Genomic DNA, 21,000 nt, shown 5'->3' with positions numbered 1-21,000 from the left:
CACCCTTCCTTCGTCTTAGAAGGGTGGGGGTTGGGTGGTGTAGGTTTTTCCGGCTGGTGAGGTGGCGGTGATGGTGCCGGGTTCGGGTTGCATGTAGTCCCAGAGCCCGATGGTTTTGAGCCGGTGGTGTTTGGCGCAGAGGCAGGCGAGGTTGTCGTGGTTGGTGCGTCCGCCGTGGTGCCAGGGGATGGTGTGGTCGATTTCGGTGGCGACCGCTGCCCGGTTGCAGCCGGGGTGTCGGCAGGTTTTGTCGCGGATGCGGACCCAGTCCTGGAGGTGTTTCGGTGGCCGGTAGGTGGCCCGGCCGATCGAGAGTGCTGCTCCGGTGTGGGGGTGGGTGAGGATCCGGGTGAATGAGGGTGCATGGGCGGCGAGGCGGGCTGCGGTGTCGGGGTCGATGGGCCCGTAGCCCTCCAGGACCGGGTAGCTGCGGGGCCCCTGCGCGGGAGGATAGCCGCGAGCTTCGGGAGATGTGTCGCTGAGTGGGGCATCTTCGGCACCGGGGAGTTGGTTGAGGAGGGTGAGTGCGGGGACGGTGAGGTGGACGGTGGCGTTGATGCCGCGGTATCCGGTTCCGGTGTCGATGTTCCCGGCGCAGGTGTGGGTGAGGAGGTCGGTGAGTACGTCGGCGCGGAGTTGGGTGAGGGTGCGGGGTTCATCCGGTGTCTGAAGGCCGCGGGCTCCGGCGTCGAGCCTGTTGTAGATTCCGCAGGCTTGTTCGGCCGGTAGATAGGCGCTGAGCCAGGCCATGCCGTCGGGGGCGGGTTCGAGGAGTACCCGGCGGTCTGCGGTGGCACGAGTTGTGCGGATGGGCGCGGCGTCGGAGTGGAGCAGTTCGCGGAGGCCGCGGGCGTGGCGGGTGAGCTTGGGGACGGTGGACCGCTCGGCTGTTTCGACAAGTTCCTGTTCGAACTGGGCTACCGAGTCTGCGGGAACACCGACGCATTCCTCCACCACCGTGGTGGCATGCCGCCACGACAGCCTGCCGGACTCGAGACCGAGGAAGGTCCGCGGATAGGCATGGATGAGGCGTTCGCTCTGCTCCACGAGCGTTCGCGCCGTGCGGGCCGGCAGGCGAAGGACCGCACCGATCTCTTCTGCCGCCCATAAGGAGGATTCCTCCTCGGCGACAGCGGCGTCGTCGTTCCGGTAGAGGGATTTGAGCCGGTAGTGTTCCCGGATCCGGTTCACCAGCTTGGCTTTCTGCGCCTCAGCCCAGGATTGAAGCTCGGACACCAGAGCAAGTGCCTCCACGGCATGGGGCAGATCGAAGGAATCCACCGGCGGAAGCTGCACCCGCCCACGCGGACCAGACGCTGCTGGATCGGCAGAGCCCTCCCACACTGAGGTCAGGCCGAGACGCGCACCCTCGTCGGCAACATCAGCTGCCGGCGCACCGGCGCCGGATCCGAACTGCTGCTCCGAAAACCTCATGACCCAAGTCCATCACCCACCACCGACATTTTTCCCGAACACCAGTTCGATAGCTACGTAGTGGCAGGCAATCCTGCGTAGGTCACCCCGGTGAGCTCTTCGCTCACCGACCACAGCTTCGCTGCAACGTACTCGTCCAGGACTGACGGGGCCGGCGCAACGAGAACCGGTTTCCCCCGCGTTTCACCAGGCCCATTCGGACCGTAGTAGTCGCCGCCGTGCACCTGCGCTCCGGTCGCGGCGAGCAGGACCGGTGCGGCGCCGTCGACATCCGACTGCCCCATGACACGGAAGAATCCGCCCATCAGGTCAAGGACCGCTGCGCCGCGCATGCCGGCTGTGAGGTTTGTCGTCGAGAGTCCCGGGTGGGCTGCCGCGGCGATCAACGGCCAACCGGCTGCACGGACGCGGCGGTCGAGTTCCATGGTGAACAGCAGGTTCGCCAGCTTGCTCTGGTTATACGCGCGCCATGGACGGTAGCGGGAATGCGCATTGAGATCGTCGAAGTCGATCCGCCCGCGTCGATGCGCCAGCGACGAGACTGTGACCACCCTCGCCCCCGGCGACCGGCGCAGCGCATCCAGCAGCAGCCCGGTCAGCGCAAAGTGGCCGAGGTGGTTGATTCCGAACTGCTGCTCAAAGCCGTCTGCCGTTCGCCTCAGCGGTGTGGCCATCACCCCTGCGTTGTTGACGAGGATGTCCAGGGGACCGTTCCACTCACGAGAGAAGGACCTCACCGATCCGAGGTCCGCCAGATCGAGGAGGCGCAGCGTGAGCGAGGCACTTCCCGAAGCTTCACGAGCACGCTGCAGGGCTATTGCGCCCCGTTCCTCGCTGCGGCAGGCGAGTACCACCGACGCCCCGCGGCGGGCCAGGCCGATGGCGGTCTGCAGCCCGAGGCCGCTGTTTGCGCCGGTCACGACGGCGGTCTTGCCGTCCAGACGAGGGTCGCCGGAGCTTTCAGGCATGGAGCGATTCACAGGGTGTGCCTTTCTCGTCGTACCGTGTTACAGCCAGTGTTTCAGACCGGCACACCCCATCCCTCATCGAGATCCGCCAGGAGCTTCGCCGAATGAATCGAACAGTGACGGCTCAGCTGACCGCCCGCACACGAGCCGGTACGTCAATGGCTTTCTCGGTGGCGGTTGCGCGCAATGACGGGTATACGGCGCTTGCTGAAACGCTGGAGATCACAGCGAATGGCGAGGCGGTGGAACCGGCAGTAGTCGAGGACCTGCACGGCGGGCTTCTCCATACGCTGACGCTGGAGGAACCGGCCACGCTTGAGCTGAACTACCGAGCCGAGGTCTCAGGGACAGCCACCGCAGCCGAGCGAACCGAGGCTGATCTCATCCGGTACGTGCGCCCCAGCCGGTACTGCGAATCGGACAGGCTGCTGCCGACCTCGTACGGGCTGTTCGGCAGCCTGCAGGGTACAGAGTTGCTGCAGGCCGTCCGCGAATGGGTGAGCGGAAACATCAGTTATGTGTCCGGATCTTCCCGCCATACCGACGGCGCCACGGACACGCTGCTGGCCCGCCGGGGCGTCTGCCGGGACTATGCCCACCTGGTCATTTCGCTGCTGCGCGCCAAGGACGTCCCGGCACGCCTGGTGTCGGTGTATGCGCCGGGCCTGACGCCGATGGATTTCCATGCAGTAGTGGAGGCGTGGGTGGACGGCGCCTGGCATGTCGTGGACGCAACCGGCCTGGCTCCGCGGACCAACCTGCTGCGCATCGCCACCGGGCGTGACGCCTCGGACACGGCGTTCCTTTCCACGGTCGGCGGTAGCCTCACCCTGGACACGATCAAGGTCACCGCCACCGCAGATATCCTGCACGACGACGACGGCACCTCACCGGTGCAGCTCGGCTAGCGTCTGGCGGAGCGGCCAGTAGGAGGAGAGACGGCACCTCACCGGTCCAGCTCGGCTAGCGTCCGGCGGAGGGACAGCTACATCGAGGGGTGAGTACCGCCGTCGTCCTCCAGACCAGCCCTGATTTTCGAGGTCAGGGCAAGCAGCTGCTCCATTTCTTCCTCGTTCAGGAGCGGGCCCAGCAGGGCGTGGATGCTGCGGACGTGAGCCGAACCGATTTCGCGCTGCAGGCGGCGCCCTTCGTCGGTCAAAGCGAGAAGGACGCCGCGCTGGTCATCGGGAGCCTGCCTGCGTTGAATCAGCCCTTTGTGCTCCAGGCGTTCCGCCATACGGCTCAGGCTCGGCTGGCTGATCAACAGGTGGCTGTTCAGTTCATTCAACCGGGTCCAGCCGGTGGGACAGCGGCTGAGGTTGAAGAGGACGTCGTACTCGCCGATCGCAAGCGCCGCGAAGGAGGGGTCCCGGCGCAGCCTGCGCATCACCGCCACCTGCGCCCGGAAGAGAGACTCCCAGGCATCGGCGGTGAGACGCAGCGGCGTGGCTGGAGACTCAGGCATTGGCGGACACCGCAGCCTTCCGGTTCTCGAACGTCGGGGGAGCAGGCACTGAAGCGGGAGTGCGCTCGGCGAACTCCTTGCGCAGGGTCGGCAGGACGTCGGATCCGAACAGGTCCAGCTGTTCCAGCACCGTCTTCAGGGGAAGGCCTGCGTGGTCCACCAGGAAGAGCTGACGCTGATAATCGCCGAAGAACTCACGGAAAGTCAGCGTCTTGTCGATCAGCTCCTGCGGGCTGCCCACCGTCAGCGGGGTCTGCGAGGTGAAGTCCTCCAGCGACGGACCGTGACCGTAGACCGGCGCGTTGTCGAAGTAGGGACGGAACTCGTTGACGGCGTCCTGTGAGTTGGGGCGGATGAAGAACTGGCCTCCCAGCCCGACGATGGCCTGCTCAGACGTCCCGTGGCCGTAGTGCGCATACCGTTCACGGTAGAGCGAAATGAGCTGCTGGTAGTGCTCCTTGGGCCAGAAGATGTTGTTGGCGAAGTATCCGTCCCCGTAGTAGGCGGCGATTTCCGCGACCTGTGGAGTGCGGATGGAACCGTGCCAGACAAATGGTGCAACGCCGTCGAGCGGTCGCGGCGTGGAGGTGAAGTTGTTCAGGGGAGTGCGGTGCTTGCCTTCCCAGGTGACCACGTCCTCGTCCCAGAGCCGGCGCAGCAGGTGGTAGTTCTCCACAGTGAGGTCAACGCTGTCCTGCGGGTTCTTGCCGAACCAGGGATAGACAGGCGCCGTGTTCCCGCGCCCCAGGATCAGGTCCACACGGCCGTCGGCGAGATGCTGCAGCATCGCGTAGTCTTCTGCGATCTTGACGGGGTCATTGGTGGTGATCAGCGTCGTCGAAGTGGAGAGGATGATGCGGGAGGTCTGCGCCGCAACGTATCCCAGCATGGTGGTCGGGGAGCTGGGCACAAACGGGCGGTTGTGGTGCTCGCCTGTTGCGAAGACATCCATTCCGACGTCCTCGGCGTGCTTGGCGATGGTCACCATGGCCTTGATGCGTTCGTGTTCCGTGGGTGCTGTGCCGGTGGTGGGGTCAACAGTTACGTCGCCGACGCTGAAGATACCGATCTGCATGGGATTCCTCCTCCTAGAAGTACATGCATTTGCATCTACTGTACTCCGTAACCAACCTCCTCGGGGATTTGTTCCCACGTTTCCGGTGCCTCATTGCGCTTCTCCCGCCGTCCCTCGACCAGCCGGTACAGTACCGGAACCAGCACCAGCGTCAGCAGTGTGGAGGAAACAAGACCGCCGATAACGACGACGGCAAGCGGCTGGGAGATGAACCCGCCTTCTCCGGTCAGCCCCAAGGCCATCGGCGTGAGCGCGAAGACCGTCGCCAGCGCCGTCATGAGAATGGGACGGAGGCGTTGCCGGGCGCCGCGTGTAATTGCCTCCGCGACGCTGAGCCCGGGCGAACCGTTCCGGGGTTGCCGGTACTGGTTGATCAGGTCAATCAGGACGATCGCGTTGGTCACCACAATCCCCACCAGCATGAGCATCCCGATCAGTGACGGCAGCCCCAGCGGAATCCCGGTGATCACCAGCAGTGCGATCGCGCCGGTCGCGGCAAACGGCACCGAGACCAGGAGGATCAGCGGCTGGATCAGGCTCTTGAACGTTGCCACCATGATGACGTACACAATCGCAACCGCCGCCCAGAGGGCAAGAAACAGCTGCCCGAAGGAGTCGGCCTGCTGTTCGGCAGCGCCCCCGAGCGTGGCGGTTGCACCGGCGGGCAGGCTTACGCCGTCCAGCCGTTCCGTGACCGCGGCGGTCAGGGCGCCAAGATTGTCGCCCGACGGCGTGATCGAGACCTGCGCGGTCCGCTCGCCGTTGGAGCTTGTGATCGTCAGGGGAACCTGCACCTCCTCCACGGTCGCGACATCCGTGAGCGGAACCGGCCCTGCCGGGGTGGGCAGCGAAAGATCCCGCAGCTGCTCCAGGCTGGAGATTTCGGTTCCTTCACCGATCAGGATGGGGTAGTCGGTGGCTTCAAGCCGCACGGTGCCGCCGGGAATGGCGCTGACGTTTCCTCCCAGCAGCGCGCCGATCTGCCCCTCGCTCAGGCCCGCGCGCACGGCGGCGGCACGGTCCACGCTCACCTGGACCTGCGGCTGCGCCGCGGCCAGATTGGATGTGACATCCCGAGCGCCGGGGACACCCTGCAGGGCAGCGACGACGGCGTCAGTTGCTTCGGCGAGGATGTCCGGCTCCGGAGCGGTGATGTTAATATCCACGGTGCTCGACGTGCCGAACCCGCCCTGCTGAGTGGACAGGGAGATCTCTCCTGCCTCCTCAAGTTGATTGAGCGCCGCGCGGACCTCGTTCTGCAGCTCCTGCTGGTCGGCGTCTTCCTCGGTGGTCACCGTGAACTGTGCCGTGGCGGCGCCGGCGGAGAAACGCGCTCCAAGTGCACCCGATGCGTTACCGACAGTCACCTGGACGTCGTGGATGTCCTCGAAACGGGCGAGGACCGCTTCCACCCGTTCCGCTTCGGCAACAGTGTTCTCCAGGCTTGAGCCGGGCTGCTGGCGTTGGCTGATGCTGAAACTGTTCTGCCCGGTGTTGCCCAACAGATTCGTCTGCATGAACGGCACCAGCGCCACCGTGCCCGCCAGCACCAGGACTCCCGCCACGACGGTCCAGACCGGATGGTGCTGGGTCACGCGAAGGATGGGAAGGTACCCGCGCTGCAGCCAGGACCGCTGCTCCTTCTCCTCCGCCAGGTAGCGCTGCCCGGCGGCACCGGCGGCACCGGCGGCACCGGCGGCACCGGCGGCACCTGCGGCACCGGCGGCACCGGCGGCACCTGCGGCACCGGCGGCACCGGTTGCCGGGTCCGAGGGGTCGGCCGCAGGAATCGTCCGGGGGAGGAACCAGTACGCCAGCACCGGGACGATGGTCAGCGAAACGGCCAGCGACGCGAGCAGCGCGATGGTGACCGTCAGGGCAAACGGACGGAACAGCTCGCCGGCGAGGTCCCCGACAAAGGCGATCGGAGCGAAGACAGCCACCGTCGTGAGGGTGGAGGCGGTGATCGCACCGGCGACCTCGCGGATGGCGGTCAGGATTGCGGAGCGTTTGTCTTCCCCGTAACTGAGGTGCCGCTTGATGTTCTCGATGACCACGATGGAATCGTCCACCACGCGGCCGATCGCAATGGTGAGCGCACCCAGCGTCAGGATGTTGAGGGAGTAGCCGGTTGCCCACAGCCCGATGAACGTGATCAGCAGCGACAGCGGTATGGACACCGCCGTCACCAGGGTGGAGCGGGCGGAGAGGAGGAACACCAGAATGACGACGACGGCGAATCCCAGTCCCAGCAGGCCCTCAGTGGTGAGGTCGGCAATGGAACGCTCGATGAACGGCGCCTGGTCAAAAATGACTGTAATGGCCGCGCCGTTCCCCAACTCGGCCTCAAGCTCGGGAAGGAGGGCCGTGACCGCGTTGGAAAGCGTCACCGTATCTGCCGAGGGGACCTTCGTCACGGTGAGGGCCAGCGTCTCGACGCCGTTGGTGCGTGTGACCGAGGTGGCGTCATCCTCGGCTATGGACACCTCGGCGATGGAGCCAAGAGTGACCGGGCCGCCGGAACCGGATCCGGGATCGGGATCGGACGGGAGGATAGGCAGGGCACGGATGTCATCGAGCGACGTGATGGGGCTGCCCGCCTGGATCGTCAGGGACCGTTCGCCTTCTTCCAGTGTGCCGATCGGAAACAGTTCGCCGTTGTTTTCCAGGGCGTCGATGATGTCGCCGGTTGCGAGCCCTTCTGCCACGAGGTCATCCTCTCGGGGCAGGATGGAAATATGCTGCCCGGCGCCGCCGGTGACCTCGGCGCTGCGAACCCCCTCGACCTTCTGGAGCCGCGGCACGGTAAGCCGGCTCAGCTCCTCGCCCAGCTCACTCAGCGGCTGGTCGGAAGAGACGGCCATGAAGACGACAGGCAGGTCATTGATGCTGCCGGCCAGCGACTGGGGTTCAACGTCCTCCGGAAGCAGGGGCCGCACCGTCGAGATGGCGCGGTCCACCTGGCCGCGGGCACGGTCCAGATCCGTGCCGTACGCGAACATGAGGCTGACGGTCGAGACGCCGCTGCGCGAGGTTGCGGAGGACGACTCCAGTCCTTCAACCCCGCTCAGCGCACTCTCCAGCGGCTCGCTGACCTGCTTGTCCAGATACTCCGGGCTGGCACCGGGGAGCGAGGACACGACGGTGATCTGCGGGAACTCCAGCGACGGGATGAGCTCCTGTTTCAGGGAACCCATGGTGATGACACCGAACACCGCCGCGAAGACGGTGATGAGAGCAATCAGTGCACGGTTCCCCAGGGACAGCTGAGCCAAACGGAACATCAGTTCTGCCTTCTGCGGGCAGCCAGTCCTGGCGGCGCCGCGGTCTATGTGAGTCCGAGTACCCTGTCAGTCATTGACTGGATGTCATCGGCAAGGGACTCATTCTCGTTGAGCTTGGTGCCGTAGCCGGGAATCATTTCCTTCAGCTTCGGCTCCCAGGCAGCGATCTGCCCGGGGAAGCAGCGACGCATCAGCTCGATCATGATCGGTGCTGCTGTCGACGCTCCCGGGGAGGCTCCCAGCAGGGCCCCGACCGTGCCGTCTGCCGAGGTGATCACCTCGGTGCCGAACTGCAGGACGCCGCCCTTGCCGGGAGCTTTCTTGATGACCTGTACACGCTGTCCCGCGGTGATCAGTTCCCACCGGTTCCCGTCAGCTGACGGGACAAACTCGTTGAGGTATTCATTCTTCGCCTCCCGCTTCTTGAGCACCTCGCTGATGAGGTATCTGGTGAGCGGGATGTTGTCCTTGCCGACGGCGAGCATGGGCAGGAGGTTGGACGGACGGATTGTCATCGGCAGGTCCAGCAGCGAGCCGCGCTTCAGGAACTTGGTCGAGAAACCGGCATACGGACCGAACAGGAGGGACCGCTCACCGTTGACGTAGCGGGTATCCAGGTGCGGGACGGACATGGGAGGGGCACCCACTGAAGCCTGTCCATAGACCTTGGCGTTGTGCTGGCTCACTGTGTCCGGGTTGGTGCAGCGCAGGAACTGGCCCGACACCGGGAATCCGGCGAAACCGCGGCCCTCGGGAATGCCGCTCTTCTGGAGCAGATGCAGCGCCCCGCCGCCTGCGCCGATGAACACGAAGCGCGTGTTCACGGTGTGTTCCTGGCCGGTGGCCCGGTTGCGGACGGTGACATCCCAGCGGTTCTGGGATGTCTTGGAGAGGTCGGTGACGTCGTGTCCGTAGCGCAGGTCGACGTCGTTCTCGCCGAGGTAGGTTGTGAGACCGCGGGTGAGTGCACCGAAGTCCACGTCGGTGCCTCCAGCGACCCGCGACGCGGCGACAGGCTGCGAGGCAGGCCGCTCCTTCATCAGCAGCGGCGCCCATCCGGCGATCGAGGAGTGGTCGGTAGCGAACTCGATCGACTTGAAGAGCGGCTGCGCGCGAAGAGCCTCGTAGCGGCGCCGCAGGTACTCCACGTTGCCCTCGCCCCACACAAAGCTCATGTGCGGGACGGCGTTGATGAAGCTGCCCGGATCGCCGAGATGGCCGTTGGACACCATGTGCGCCCAGAACTGCCGGGAGACCTGGAACTGTTCGTTGATGGCAACCGCCTTGGCGGGATCCACCGAACCGTCCTTGGCCGCCGGCGAGTAGTTCAGTTCGCAGAGTGCGGCATGCCCGGTCCCGGCGTTGTTCCAGGGGTCCGAGCTTTCCAGCCCTGCACGGTCCAGGCGCTCGAAGAGTGCGATGCTCCAGTCAGGCTGCAGCTGCTTGAGGAACGCCCCGAGGGTGGCGCTCATGATTCCGCCGCCAATTAGAACGACGTCGGTGTGGTTCGCGGGCTTTCCCGCCTGGCTGTCAGCAGTCACGATGGGTCTCCAATAGCAAGGGCGCTAGCCCTAGAAGCGTAGCCTCTGGGGCAGACGTTCCGTAAATTGGAAGACCTTGCCGGAGGGGTGATTCTGGTCCCACTGGAGAACCGCCACGCGGACGGTTCAGCTTCCGGCAGGGGCGGTGGGCTGCTCGACGTCGGCAAGGTCAATATGGTTGAACACTTCGTGCATGACGGGGCTTACGGGGTAGCTGAGCACCCGCGGAGACACCACCGCAGCGGAGATCGGGAAGGCCAGCGGAACCGCCGGAATGTCGACGGAGATGCTCTCGCTGATGTCCCGGTAGGCGGCCGCGCGCTCGTCACCGTTGGGCAGGGTGACAGCGCGGGCGATCTTGCTGAAGAGCTGGTTGTCGCGGTAGGCGAATTCCTCGCTGTAACCGCCGAACAGGGCACCGGCGAAGTTGTCCGGATCCTGGTAGCTTCCGCTCCATCCAAGAAGGTGGAACGCGCGGTTGTCATCCTGCTGGACGGTTTGGAGGTAGCCGTCCGACCATGCGGTGGGCACGGGCTGGATATTGAAACCGGCTGCTGTGAGCTGGCGGCTCAGTTCGGCGTATACCTTCTCCGGTGACGAAAGGTACGGCCGCGCCACGTTGCGCGGATAGTGGAAGGGGAGGGGTTCGCCGTCGTATCCGGCCTCCTCCAGGAGGTCCCGCGCGATCTCGGGGCTGTACTCATACTCTGCAACCTCCTCGCTGGTTACCCCCAGTTTGGGAGGCAGGAACTGGTTGGCCGGACTGGTTCCGTTGAGGAAGCGCCCCTCGATGAGTGCAGGCTTGTCGATCGCGTGGGCGACCGCCTGCCGGAAGAGCTCATCGTCGACGCCGGGGAAGTCCTGGTTCATGCCGAGGTAGAGGACCGAGTAGGGATCCCGTTGCAGGATCTGCTGCCCCTCGCGCGCGAGCTCCGCGGCGTTGTCCACCGTCACCAGATCGTAGCCGTCGATTTCTCCGCTGAGCAGGGCGCGCAGCCGTGCATCGGTATGGGGAATGGTACGGAACGTCACCGTCTGGATTTCACCGGGAACGCCCCAATAGTCCTCGAACGCGCTGAGGGTCACTTCGCCGTCGGACCACGTTTCGAAAGTGAACGGACCGGTTCCCACCGGGCTCAGCGCGAATTCGGACAGGTTCCGGCCGTCCCGTTCCACCGTCAGCTCGTTGGCGTTGAGCTCCGCGAGGGCCTTCGGAGACGCCATGCCGAACGCGGGCAGCGCGAGCGCGGGGATGAACGACGTCATGACTCCGGACAGCCGGATGAGGACCTCGTGCTCGCCAAGCGGCTGGCAGGATTCATACACGGACTCCTCCGGTGAATCGGAGAAGGCGTTGAAGACGGACTCGAAGGCGATGGTCGAATCCAGGACCCTGGTGTCGGCAGGCATGGTGTACCAGCGCTCGAAGTTGGCGCAGACGGCCTCGGCGTTGAAAGGCTCGCCGTCGTGGAAAAGAACGTCCTCGCGCAGCTGGAAGGCGTAGGCCCGGCCCTCATTGCGTTCCTCCCAGGAGGTCGCGAGGAGCGGTGCGGGCTCGGATGTGAGCGGGTCGATCCCGACCAGGCCCTCGAGCATCTGCCGGGTGATCCGGTATGACTCGGTGTCAGCCACCAGAGCCGGATCAAGACCGGTGGGATTGGCCGCTGTCCCAAAGGTGAACGTACCGGTGGTGGTATCTCCGACGGGCACGGGTGATTCGGTTGCTGTGGTGGGCCCCGGCGTCGTCGCTGTGGGCATCGGTGTGGCCGCACTGCACGCGGTGAGCCCAAGGACAGCTGTCGCAGCAACCGTACGGAGGGCAAGCCCCGTCAGCGGACGACGGCGGTGCGTGGGGCTCGCTGGCATGGTCTCCTCGGGGCGCGCCTGGAGTAGGCAGGAACTGCGGACGGAAGTTTCAGTCTATGCCACGAGGCTGGACGGACGCTGATGACGGTTCCGGAGCGGGCAGTGGGAGAACGAGAAAAAAGGCGGGTATCCGCACCTGGGTGCAGATACCCGCCCGTGTCCCTGATTCCGATTAGAGGAGTCGAATCAAGGAGCCTGTTGGCCTGATGTGGCCGAACGGTCCGTATTACTGGGCCGGAGGCATCAGGATGGAGTCGATGAGGTAGACCGTGGCGTTGGCGGTCTGGACGCCGCCGCAGATCACAGCAGCGCTCTCTTCGCCGACGGTGATGGAATCGCCTTCACCCTCAACGGTTACCTCGGCTCCATTGACCGTGGTGTGGGTGCCGGCGACCTCGTCAGGGGTCAGCTGGCCGGGAACCACGTGGTAGGTGAGGATGCCGGTGAGGAGGTCGGCGTCGGTCTGGAGGGCCTCGACGGTTGCGGCATCGAGGGCGCCGAACGCTTCGTCGACCGGTGCAAAGACGGTGAACTCGTCACCGTTCAGGGTGTCCACGAGGTCAACATCTGGGTTCAGCTCGCCGGAGACAGCCGCGGTCAGCTGGGTCAGGAGCGGGTTGTTGGATGCGGCCACAGCTACCGGATCCTGGGCCATGCCGGCCACTGAGCCGTCGCCGTCGGGAACCTGCTCGGCGTAGCCTTCGCAACCGGGGCCGACGAGATTGGCAGCGGGGTCCATGGCCTCGTCCGTCATCTCTTCGGTCATCTCGGGAGCCGAGGACTCCGTGGTGGTCGACTCTGTGGTTTCCGCTGCACCCGGTGCTGCTTCCTCGCCACCGCCGCATGCTGCCAGGCCAAACATGGCGACAGTCGCGACACCGAGTACGGAAAGGTTCCTGCGCTTCAGAAGTTCCATTTCATTTCTCCTTCAAACAATTCGACCCCCACGGCGAACGCGATGGTCTTTTACCGGACGAACACATCGTGTCGATGTCTCACGGTTAGTTCGGGTGGGAAATGGGAGTGGATTGGTGGAGTTTGAAAAAAGATTGCTGCAGACCCGATACGGCCTGAAACAGAATGGCTCCCGGCCAGAGCCGGGAGCCATTCTGATGGTGCGCAAGGGGGGACTCGAACCCCCACGTCCGAAGACACTGGAACCTAAATCCAGCGCGTCTGCCAATTTCGCCACTCGCGCGTGGGGTACGCCTGCAGGCTGGGCCGTGCGACGCACCCTCCATTGTACTCAGGTCGCTGAAGCCCCCGCGCTGGAATACTTCAGTGAGTTTCGAGGGTCAGCTGATCCCCAGATCGCGGCGCAGTTTCGCTACGTGGCCGGTCGCCCTGACGTTGTACTGGGCAAGCGCTACGTGCCCGGCGCCGTCCACCACCACCGTGGAGCGGATCAGGCCCTCATAGGTTTTGCCGTAATTCTTCTTCTCTCCCCAGGCACCCCAGGCGTCAGCCACTGCGTGGTCAGGGTCGGAAAGCAGCGGGAAGGTAAGAGCTTCCTTGTCGCTGAACGAGCGGAGCTTTGTTTCCGCGTCAGGCGAGATGCCGATGACCCGGTACCCGGCAGTGGCGAGCGAGGCAAGACTGTCCCGGAAATCGCAGGCCTGAGTGGTGCAGCCCGGGGTGGCGGCCGCCGGATAGAAGTAGACCACCACGTTCTCGCCCGCAAAGTCACCAAGTGAAACTGCGGAACCATCAGCGGAGGTGAGTGTGAAGTCCGGTGCGCGGTCTCCGGGCTGGAGTCGTTCAGACATGGGCGCCTCTCTGTCAGGTCGAATGTGTGGGTCTGAGCCGGAACTTCGACACTTCGACGAAGCTACGGCTCGAGTCTCAGCCATCATATGGGGATTGATCTCACGGCCCCCACGCGATTCCACGGCGTCCACTGGACTGCGCGGCCTCTACGGTGTTCCACGGCCCTGACGGGACCCCCACGGGGCTCCACCACCGGTGCGGTTCCGGCAGCTGGAAGTATCCCGCCAACGGAGTGAGCGGGTGCCGCCGGAGGTCCGACCAGCAATCGGCGGGCAAAGAAACAACTCCCGCCGGGCCAGTGCCCGACGGGAGTTGTTTCTTCAGAAGTGCACCCCCCGGGACTCGAACCCGGAACCCATTGATTAAGAGTCAATTGCTCTGCCAGTTGAGCTAGAGGTGCCTGCGGAAATCCGGCCTAACCGCCTTCCGCAACAGCACTAAACTCTACCAGCAGTCTGACGGAAAATTGAAATCGGGGCACCGCATGTGAGCTACTGCATTTCGACGCTAAGAATCCGCGAACCGCCAGTCTCATTGGTGGCGATCAACAGACCGCCGTCCTCCCCGGCGATGGTGTCCCGCAGGCGGCCATAGGCGCCGTCGAAAAAGCTGGCGGGCTCTCCTGCGGACCCGTCAGCCAGCGGGACCCGCCAGAGCCGCTCTCCGCGAAGACCGCCGATATAGGCGACGTCCCCGACAATGGCCATCCCACTGGGAGAAGACGTTGCCGTGGATGGCCAGACAACCCGCGCGTCAAGGAATTCCTCCTCACCCGGAGCCCCGGTGACAAGGGGCCACCCATAGTTCCCGCCGGGAACAATGAGGTTCAGTTCGTCGTCCCGGTCCGGGCCGAACTCGCTTGCCCAGAGACGGCCTGCGGAGTCCCATGCCAGACCCTGCACGTTCCGGTGCCCCAGTGAGTACACGGTGGAATCGAAGGGATTCCCGGGTGCGGGTGCGCCGTCCGCAGTCACGCGCAGGATCTTTCCGCCGAGGCTTGCGGGATCCTGGGCAAGCGAGGCGTTGGATGCATCACCGGTGCCGATATAGAGGTACCCATCCGGACCGAATTTGATGCGCCCTCCATTGTGGATGTTCGCCCGCGGAATGCCGGTCAGCACCGCTGCTGTTTCACCCAGCCCGTTCCCGTCGTAGGACATGCTCACTACACGGTTGTCGGTGGGACTTGTGTAGTAGAGATACAGCCTCGGAACATCGGAAAAATCGGGCGGTACCGCCACTCCGAGCAGCCCGCCCTCGCCGCCTGCAGACAGCGCATCCTCGACCACGCCGATGACTTCCACCCGGCCGTCGACGAGACGCTTCACCTCGGCGGTGTCCCGTTCGGTGATGATGAGTGTTCCGTCCGGCAGCAGTGCCATCGCCCACGGGACTCCGAGGCCTGCCGCCGCTTCTGCCGTCACGGCCGGATCAGGCAGTTCGGACGGTTCCGGTGCAGCAGTTGGCGTGGCCGGACCGGACCCGTCCGTTGCGGATGGGGCGGCATCGGGCTGCTCAACGACCGGGGCAGGCTCAGGACCGCCTTCGCAACCGGTCACCCCGGCGAGAAGGCAAAAAATTGCCGCCATACCCGCGCAGCGCCGACCGGCTGAGCGATATCGACGCCGGATGACGGCCCGCACCCCAGGAGGGCCGGCGGACACCGGAGGGAGAGGAAGCAGCGCCCCTCGTGATGAGCCCCTGCCGCCGTCCCGCTTTCCGTGCCCCGCGGTCCGCATGACCGACACGTTACGACGACGGAATACAGCTGTCCATAGGCGTTGACTCGTGGATGATGCGGGCGTAGGAGGTATCAAGGAATCATTTGGTAGTGCGCGCGTAGCAGTGTGTGAAGCCTGGACGCGGGTCCCGCTAGGCTGATCGCATGACAGCTCCTGCCATCCGAACCGTGACAGTGCCCGACCACGACCTTCTTCAGGCCCTGCAGCCGGCCCCGGAAGGGATCACCCTCGCTGTGTGGGACTTCAAAAGTGCACCCGACGGCGCCGATCTTCAGGACGTCGAGATGGCGGTGCTGCCGTATATGGACAGGGGTGATCTCACCGAGCCGCTGCAGTCAGCACCGTCGCTGAAGCTGGTGCAGACACAGTCAACCGGCTACGAAGGAGTGCCCCAGATGGCGGGGGAAGGGGTCGCCGTGTGCAGCGCGGCGGGAGTCCATGCCGCTGCCACCGCCGAGATGGCCGTGGGACTCGCAATCGCATCGCTTCGCGGTATCGATGTGGCAGTGCTCAATCAGCGCGAGGGCGTCTGGAAGCCCGCACGCTTCAAGGGGCTTGCGGACCGCCGGGTACTGCTGCTCGGAGTAGGCGGAATCGGTGAGGAAATCGCAAGGCGGCTGGACGCGTTCGAGGTGGAGCTCACCAGGGTCGGGAGCACAGCCCGCAGCGATGAGCGCGGACACGTGCACAGCAGTGATGACCTGGTTGAACTGGCCGCCCGTCATGACGTCCTCATCATCATCACGCCGCTGTCGGACTCCACACGCGGGCTGGTCGGCAGGGAAGTGCTCGCGGCGCTGCCGGATGGTGCGCTGGTGATCAACGTGGCAAGGGGCCCGGTCGTGGACTCGGACGCGCTGACCGCTGAAGTGGTCAGTGGGCGGCTGCACGCCGCCGTCGACGTCTTTGACCCGGAACCGATCCCTGCCGGCCATCCGCTCTGGACGGCGAAGAACGCAATCATCACCCCTCACAATGGCGGCAATACCGGAGCGTTCTGGCCGCGTATCGTGCGGCTGCTGCGGCGGCAGCTGGAGGCGCTCGCCGAAGGACGGGAGCCGGAGAATCTGGTAGTGCGCGGAGCCTGGGGCGACGGACGCACCGACGGCTAGCCCCGCCGGGAAGCGGTTAGCCCCGCTGGAAAGCGGCCGCGGCTAGGACCCGACGCACCGACGGCTAGCCCCGCCGGGAAGCGGCCGCGCTAGGCCATGGCGACGAAGGCCTGCATGAACAGCTTGAAATCGGTGTAGTCATCCGCTTGTTCGAGCTGCAGCTCCCTGCCGGGCGCGGGACTGAAAGTCACCTCCGGCTGGACTCCGAAACGAAACGTTCTGCCCGTATTGGTGCCCACCTCGTAGTCGCCGTCCGCGAGATGAACGGCGTGGGAGAGGTTGGTCATGTTCAGCTCCACGGGTACTCCGCCGCCTGTGAGGGTCTGCCCGTTGACGGGAGCCACCATGATCTCGGCCGGCTGCCAGCGGTAGCCGATGACGTAGTACCTGGGCCTGCTGACCCGGACCCCCGCGGCGTCCCGGCCCTCCCGGCGTTCGTTCGAGGCGAAGATCAGGTTGTAATCGCCGTAATTGAGGATCTGCGAATCGAAAATTCCCCGCAGAATGTTTTTCAAGGCGTCGCTTCCAGGCTCGTCGGGGTGAGCGTGCGACAACTGGGGGGTCATGTTCCGGCCTGGGTAGGGAATGTGCCCGCGGGAGGCTGGTTGGTGTGCAGCTACCGAGGCGGCCGCAGGTCCGCGCCGACTACCCTACCCGAAAGAGGCGGCGGCAGTCCCTCCACCATTGTCCCGCCCGTAACGTGGTGGTGTGAGGCACCGAACACGCCACGACTGCTGTAACAGGTGGGTCACACGCACGGGGCGCTGCTGCGGCGGGCCTAGACTTTCACCCATGAGCGTGGATAGCGAAGCCAAAGCAACACCAGACATCAAGCCGAGAAGCCGTGCCGTCACAGACGGTATGGAGCGAGCGCCTGCCCGCGGCATGCTGCGGGCAGTGGGGATGGGGGATGACGATTTCGTCAAGCCCCAGATCGGCGTCGCCAGTTCGTGGAATGAGATCACCCCCTGCAATCTCTCCCTGAACCGTCTCGCCCAGGGCGCCAAGGAAGGCGTACACGCGGCCGGCGGTTTTCCGATGCAGTTCGGCACCATTTCGGTCTCCGACGGCATCTCCATGGGCCATGAAGGCATGCACTTTTCACTGGTGTCCCGTGAAGTGATCGCCGACTCGGTGGAGACCGTCATGGAAGCCGAGCGCATTGACGGCTCGGTCCTGCTGGCAGGCTGCGACAAGTCCCTGCCGGGCATGCTGATGGCGGCAGCCCGCCTCGACCTGGCGAGTGTCTTCCTGTACGCCGGATCCATCATGCCCGGGTGGGTGAAACTGGAAGACGGCACCGAGAAGGAAGTCACGCTCATCGACGCTTTCGAAGCCGTCGGAGCGTGCGCAGCGGGAAAGATGTCCCGCGGGGACCTGGACCGCATCGAACGTGCAATCTGTCCCGGTGAGGGCGCCTGCGGCGGCATGTACACCGCCAACACCATGGCCTGCATCGGGGAAGCCCTCGGGATGTCCCTGCCCGGCTCTGCCGCACCGCCGTCAGCTGACCGGCGTCGTGATGAGTTCGCCCGGAAGTCCGGCGAGGCCGTGGTCAACCTGCTGCGCCTCGGCATCACGGCGCGCGACATCATGACCAAGAAGGCCTTCGAGAACGCCATCGCCGTCACCATGGCATTCGGCGGTTCGACGAACGCAGTGCTTCACCTGCTCGCGATTGCGCGTGAGGCCGACGTCGACCTCACGCTCGACGACTTCAACCGCATCGGCGACCGCGTCCCGCATCTGGGGGACCTGAAGCCCTTCGGCCGTTATGTCATGACTGACGTGGACAAAATCGGCGGCGTGCCCGTCATCATGCGTGCGCTTCTTGACGCCGGTCTCCTCCATGGCGACGTTCTCACCGTCACGGGCAAGACCCTCGCCGAGAACCTGGAGTCCATCAATCCGCCGGACCTCGACGGCAAGATCCTGCGGGCAATGGACAACCCGATCCACAAGACCGGCGGCCTGACCATCCTGCGCGGCTCACTTGCTCCCGAGGGAGCAGTCGTGAAGTCGGCCGGCTTCGACGCCGAGGTCTTCGAGGGCACGGCCCGGGTCTATGAGCGGGAGCAGGGGGCCCTCCAGGCGCTCGCCGCCGGCGAAGTGAAGGCGGGCGACGTCGTCGTCATCCGCTATGAGGGACCCAAGGGGGGGCCCGGCATGCGCGAGATGCTGGCCATCACCGGCGCGATCAAGGGCGCCGGCCTCGGCAAGGATGTACTCCTGCTGACGGACGGCCGGTTCTCCGGTGGTACCACCGGCCTGTGTATCGGGCACGTCGCTCCGGAAGCCGTGGACGCCGGTCCGATCGCGTTTGTCCAGGACGGCGACCGCATCCGCGTGGACATCCCGAACAAGACCTTCGACCTGCTGGTTGAGCCGGAGGAACTTGAGCGCCGCAAGATCGGCTGGGAACCGCTTCCTGCGCGCTACACCCGGGGAGTCCTGGCGAAGTACGCGAAGCTGGTGCACTCAGCGTCTGAGGGTGCCTACTGCGGGTAGTTCCTTCCGCATCACCGCAGATGACGACGGCGGCGCCCAGCCGCCGTCGTCCGCTTCAGTTAGTGTCCAATAACTGGAACTGCTGTCTCATATAATGAGACAGCACGCGGTCCGGTTGACACTCTTCGCGGGGGAGTGAAAACTACAGGTATGCAGCTCGTATCCGTAGTCCTAGTTACCAAGCGCGTGGCCTAAAAGCCCCGACTGGTACGTCTACGTCACGCGCAAACCCCTCGCAGAGCCCACCAGGCTGAGGGGTTTTTTTGTTCCCACCGAACAATCCCGCGCAGAACATTTTGTGCAGCGAACACGCTGTGCCGGATACAAAGGAAGTTCAAGGATGTCCAAGGGATCGCCCATCAGCCCAGCGCTGATGGCAGCCAAGCAGCCCACTCCGGCGGCACCGGTCCACCAGTCGGGCAGGGACGCGGCAGCTTCTGCCGCCCACCCCAACCCCGTCCTGGGACCGAACCGGGTGGTGCCACCCACCCAGATGACCGGTTCCGAAGCGATCGTCCGGTCCCTTGAGGAACTTGGCGTGGATGACATCTTCGGTCTTCCGGGGGGTGCAATCCTCCCCACCTATGACCCGCTGATGGCCTCGAGCAAGCTCCGGCACATCCTCGTCCGCCACGAGCAGGGCGCCGGCCATGCAGCTCAGGGATACGCAATGGTGACCGGCCGCCCAGGTGTGTGCATCGCGACTTCCGGACCCGGCGCCACCAATCTGGTCACAGCGATTGCCGATGCGCACATGGACTCGGTGCCCATGGTCGCCATCACCGGTCAGGTTTCCAGTGCAGTCATCGGGTCGGACGCTTTCCAGGAAGCGGACATCGTCGGTATCACCATGCCGATCACCAAGCATTCCTACCTTGTGACCAAGTCCCAGGACATCCCGCGCGTCCTGGCCGAGGCGTTCCATATTGCCTCCACGGGACGGCCCGGGCCTGTGCTGGTGGACATCGCCAAGGACGCCCAGGTGGGCCCCATGACCTTCTCCTGGCCGCCGAAAATCGATATTCCTGGCTACCGCACGGTGGTGCGCGGGCACTCCAAGCAGGTACGTGAAGCGGCCCGGCTCATCATGGCCTCGGAGCGTCCGGTGTTCTACGTGGGCGGCGGAGTCATCAAGGCACACGCCTCCGCTGAGCTGTTGGAACTGGCCGAGCTCCTCGGCGCGCCGGTGGTCACCACCCTGATGGCGCGCGGCGTCTTCCCGGACTCGCATCCGCAGCACGTCGGTATGCCGGGCATGCACGGTTCGGTCTCCGCTGTGACCGCGCTTCAGCAGTCAGACCTCCTGATCACACTGGGTGCGCGATTCGATGACCGGGTCACCGGCGTCCTGTCGAGCTTTGCACCCGGGGCCAAGGTCATCCACGCGGACATTGACCCGGCTGAGATCTCCAAGAACCGCACCGCTGACGTGCCGATCGTCGGGTCGGTGAAGGAAATCATCCCGGAGTTCACGGCTGCCCTGAGCGAGCAGTTCGCCGCCAACGGCGCACCGGATTTCAGTGCATGGTGGACCGTGCTGAACCGCCTCCGCGAAAGCTACCCGATCGGGTTCACCCAGCCCGAGGACGGACTCTCCGCTCCGCAGCACGTCATCCAGCGCATCGGTGAACTGACAGGTCCGGAAGCGGTGTACGCCGCCGGCGTCGGCCAGCACCAGATGTGGGCAGCCCAGTTCATCAAGTACGAGCGACCCCACGCCTGGCTGAACTCAGGAGGCCTGGGCACCATGGGTTACGCCGTTCCGGCAGCCATGGGCGCGAAGGTCGGCAACCCGGACCGCGTGGTGTGGGCGATCGACGGCGACGGCTGCTTCCAGATGACCAATCAGGAACTCGCCACCTGCGTCATCAACAACATCCCCATCAAGGTCGCGGTGATCAACAATTCATCCCTCGGGATGGTGCGGCAGTGGCAGACGCTCTTCTATGAGGGCCGCTACTCCAACACTGACCTGAACACGGGCCACAACACGGTCCGGGTTCCCGACTTCGTCAAGCTGGCCGACGCCTACGGCTGCGCCGGGCTGCGGTGCGAGCGGGACGAGGACATCGATGCCACAATCCAGCAGGCTCTCGAGATCAACGACCGCCCCGTCGTCGTCGATTTTGTGGTCAGCCGTGACTCGATGGTCTGGCCGATGGTGCCCTCAGGCGTCAGCAACGACCTCATCCAGATTGCCCGCAACATGACCCCGGACTGGGAGCAGGAGGACTAACA

At 65.0% G+C, this 21,000-nt stretch carries 15 protein-coding genes and 2 tRNA genes; 4 read left to right on the top strand and 13 right to left on the bottom strand.

Annotated features, from left to right (window positions below; translation table 11 throughout):
- Positions 1-15: 15 nt before the first annotated feature.
- Positions 16-1,434 carry an HNH endonuclease signature motif containing protein gene (locus tag BLS52_RS05570; RefSeq protein ID WP_090585035.1) on the bottom strand — a complete coding sequence of 473 codons (1,419 nt, stop codon included), beginning with the start codon at positions 1,432-1,434 and terminating at the stop codon, positions 16-18.
- Between the two features lie 53 nt (positions 1,435-1,487).
- A complete protein-coding gene (locus tag BLS52_RS05565) occupies positions 1,488-2,402 on the bottom strand; it encodes an oxidoreductase (protein WP_035777536.1) in 915 nt (304 codons plus the stop codon).
- Positions 2,403-2,506: 104 nt separating this feature from the next.
- On the opposite strand from BLS52_RS05565, the gene BLS52_RS05560 reads away from it, so the two are divergent.
- Positions 2,507-3,310 (top strand): transglutaminase-like domain-containing protein, encoded by an 804-nt coding sequence (locus BLS52_RS05560; RefSeq protein ID WP_026543880.1) that lies wholly within the window; start codon positions 2,507-2,509, stop codon positions 3,308-3,310.
- Between the two features lie 77 nt (positions 3,311-3,387).
- On the opposite strand, the gene BLS52_RS05555 is transcribed toward BLS52_RS05560, so the two are convergent.
- The 10 genes from BLS52_RS05555 to BLS52_RS05510 form a co-directional block, all read right to left on the bottom strand.
- The gene (locus tag BLS52_RS05555) at positions 3,388-3,867 is read right to left on the bottom strand and encodes a MarR family winged helix-turn-helix transcriptional regulator (protein WP_026543879.1); all 480 of its coding nucleotides are present in this window, start codon (positions 3,865-3,867) and stop codon (positions 3,388-3,390) included.
- On the bottom strand, positions 3,860-4,942 hold the full coding sequence (locus BLS52_RS05550) for an LLM class flavin-dependent oxidoreductase (protein ID WP_026543878.1): 1,083 nt from the start codon (positions 4,940-4,942) through the stop codon (positions 3,860-3,862). Before BLS52_RS05550 ends, BLS52_RS05555 begins: the two co-directional genes overlap by 8 nt.
- Positions 4,943-4,977: 35 nt before the next feature.
- Positions 4,978-8,226 carry an efflux RND transporter permease subunit gene (locus tag BLS52_RS05545; RefSeq protein ID WP_090585033.1) on the bottom strand — a complete coding sequence of 1,083 codons (3,249 nt, stop codon included), beginning with the start codon at positions 8,224-8,226 and terminating at the stop codon, positions 4,978-4,980.
- 44 nt (positions 8,227-8,270) lie between these two features.
- The gene (locus BLS52_RS05540) at positions 8,271-9,767 is read right to left on the bottom strand and encodes a malate:quinone oxidoreductase (RefSeq protein WP_090585031.1); all 1,497 of its coding nucleotides are present in this window, start codon (positions 9,765-9,767) and stop codon (positions 8,271-8,273) included.
- A gap of 126 nt (positions 9,768-9,893) precedes the next feature.
- Positions 9,894-11,633: an ABC transporter substrate-binding protein gene (locus tag BLS52_RS05535; RefSeq protein ID WP_090585029.1), complete on the bottom strand. Its 1,740-nt coding sequence runs from the start codon at positions 11,631-11,633 to the stop codon at positions 9,894-9,896.
- 226 nt (positions 11,634-11,859) lie between these two features.
- Positions 11,860-12,549: a fasciclin domain-containing protein gene (locus BLS52_RS05530; protein WP_090585027.1), complete on the bottom strand. Its 690-nt coding sequence runs from the start codon at positions 12,547-12,549 to the stop codon at positions 11,860-11,862.
- Between the two features lie 197 nt (positions 12,550-12,746).
- A tRNA-Leu gene (locus BLS52_RS05525) sits at positions 12,747-12,831 on the bottom strand.
- Between the two features lie 97 nt (positions 12,832-12,928).
- Positions 12,929-13,399 (bottom strand): thioredoxin-dependent thiol peroxidase, encoded by a 471-nt coding sequence (gene bcp, locus BLS52_RS05520; RefSeq protein ID WP_090585025.1) that lies wholly within the window; start codon positions 13,397-13,399, stop codon positions 12,929-12,931.
- A gap of 328 nt (positions 13,400-13,727) precedes the next feature.
- A tRNA-Lys gene (locus BLS52_RS05515) sits at positions 13,728-13,800 on the bottom strand.
- A 91-nt stretch (positions 13,801-13,891) separates the two neighbouring features.
- Positions 13,892-14,824 carry a PQQ-dependent sugar dehydrogenase gene (locus BLS52_RS05510; RefSeq protein WP_342707422.1) on the bottom strand — a complete coding sequence of 311 codons (933 nt, stop codon included), beginning with the start codon at positions 14,822-14,824 and terminating at the stop codon, positions 13,892-13,894.
- Positions 14,825-15,285: 461 nt separating this feature from the next.
- Here BLS52_RS05510 and BLS52_RS05505 point away from each other — a divergent pair, with 461 nt between their 5' ends.
- Positions 15,286-16,254: a 2-hydroxyacid dehydrogenase gene (locus tag BLS52_RS05505; protein ID WP_090585021.1), complete on the top strand. Its 969-nt coding sequence runs from the start codon at positions 15,286-15,288 to the stop codon at positions 16,252-16,254.
- An 89-nt stretch (positions 16,255-16,343) separates the two neighbouring features.
- On the opposite strand, the gene BLS52_RS05500 is transcribed toward BLS52_RS05505, so the two are convergent.
- Complete coding sequence (locus BLS52_RS05500; protein WP_090585019.1) at positions 16,344-16,820, bottom strand: hypothetical protein; 477 nt, start codon at positions 16,818-16,820, stop codon at positions 16,344-16,346.
- Positions 16,821-17,046: 226 nt separating this feature from the next.
- Between BLS52_RS05500 and ilvD the strand changes: the two genes are divergently transcribed.
- Positions 17,047-18,762: a dihydroxy-acid dehydratase gene (gene ilvD / locus BLS52_RS05495; RefSeq protein ID WP_026543871.1), complete on the top strand. Its 1,716-nt coding sequence runs from the start codon at positions 17,047-17,049 to the stop codon at positions 18,760-18,762.
- A 340-nt stretch (positions 18,763-19,102) separates the two neighbouring features.
- Positions 19,103-20,998, top strand: a complete 1,896-nt coding sequence (locus BLS52_RS05490; RefSeq protein WP_026543870.1) for an acetolactate synthase large subunit — start codon at positions 19,103-19,105, stop codon at positions 20,996-20,998.
- The last annotated feature ends 2 nt before the right edge of the window (positions 20,999-21,000 follow it).

Origin of the sequence: Arthrobacter subterraneus, assembly GCF_900099735.1 — a bacterium.
GTDB lineage: Bacteria > Actinomycetota > Actinomycetes > Actinomycetales > Micrococcaceae > Arthrobacter_D > Arthrobacter_D subterraneus.
The sequence above is the reverse complement of the archived record's forward strand: the minus strand, read 5'-3'. Positions and strand labels throughout refer to the sequence as shown.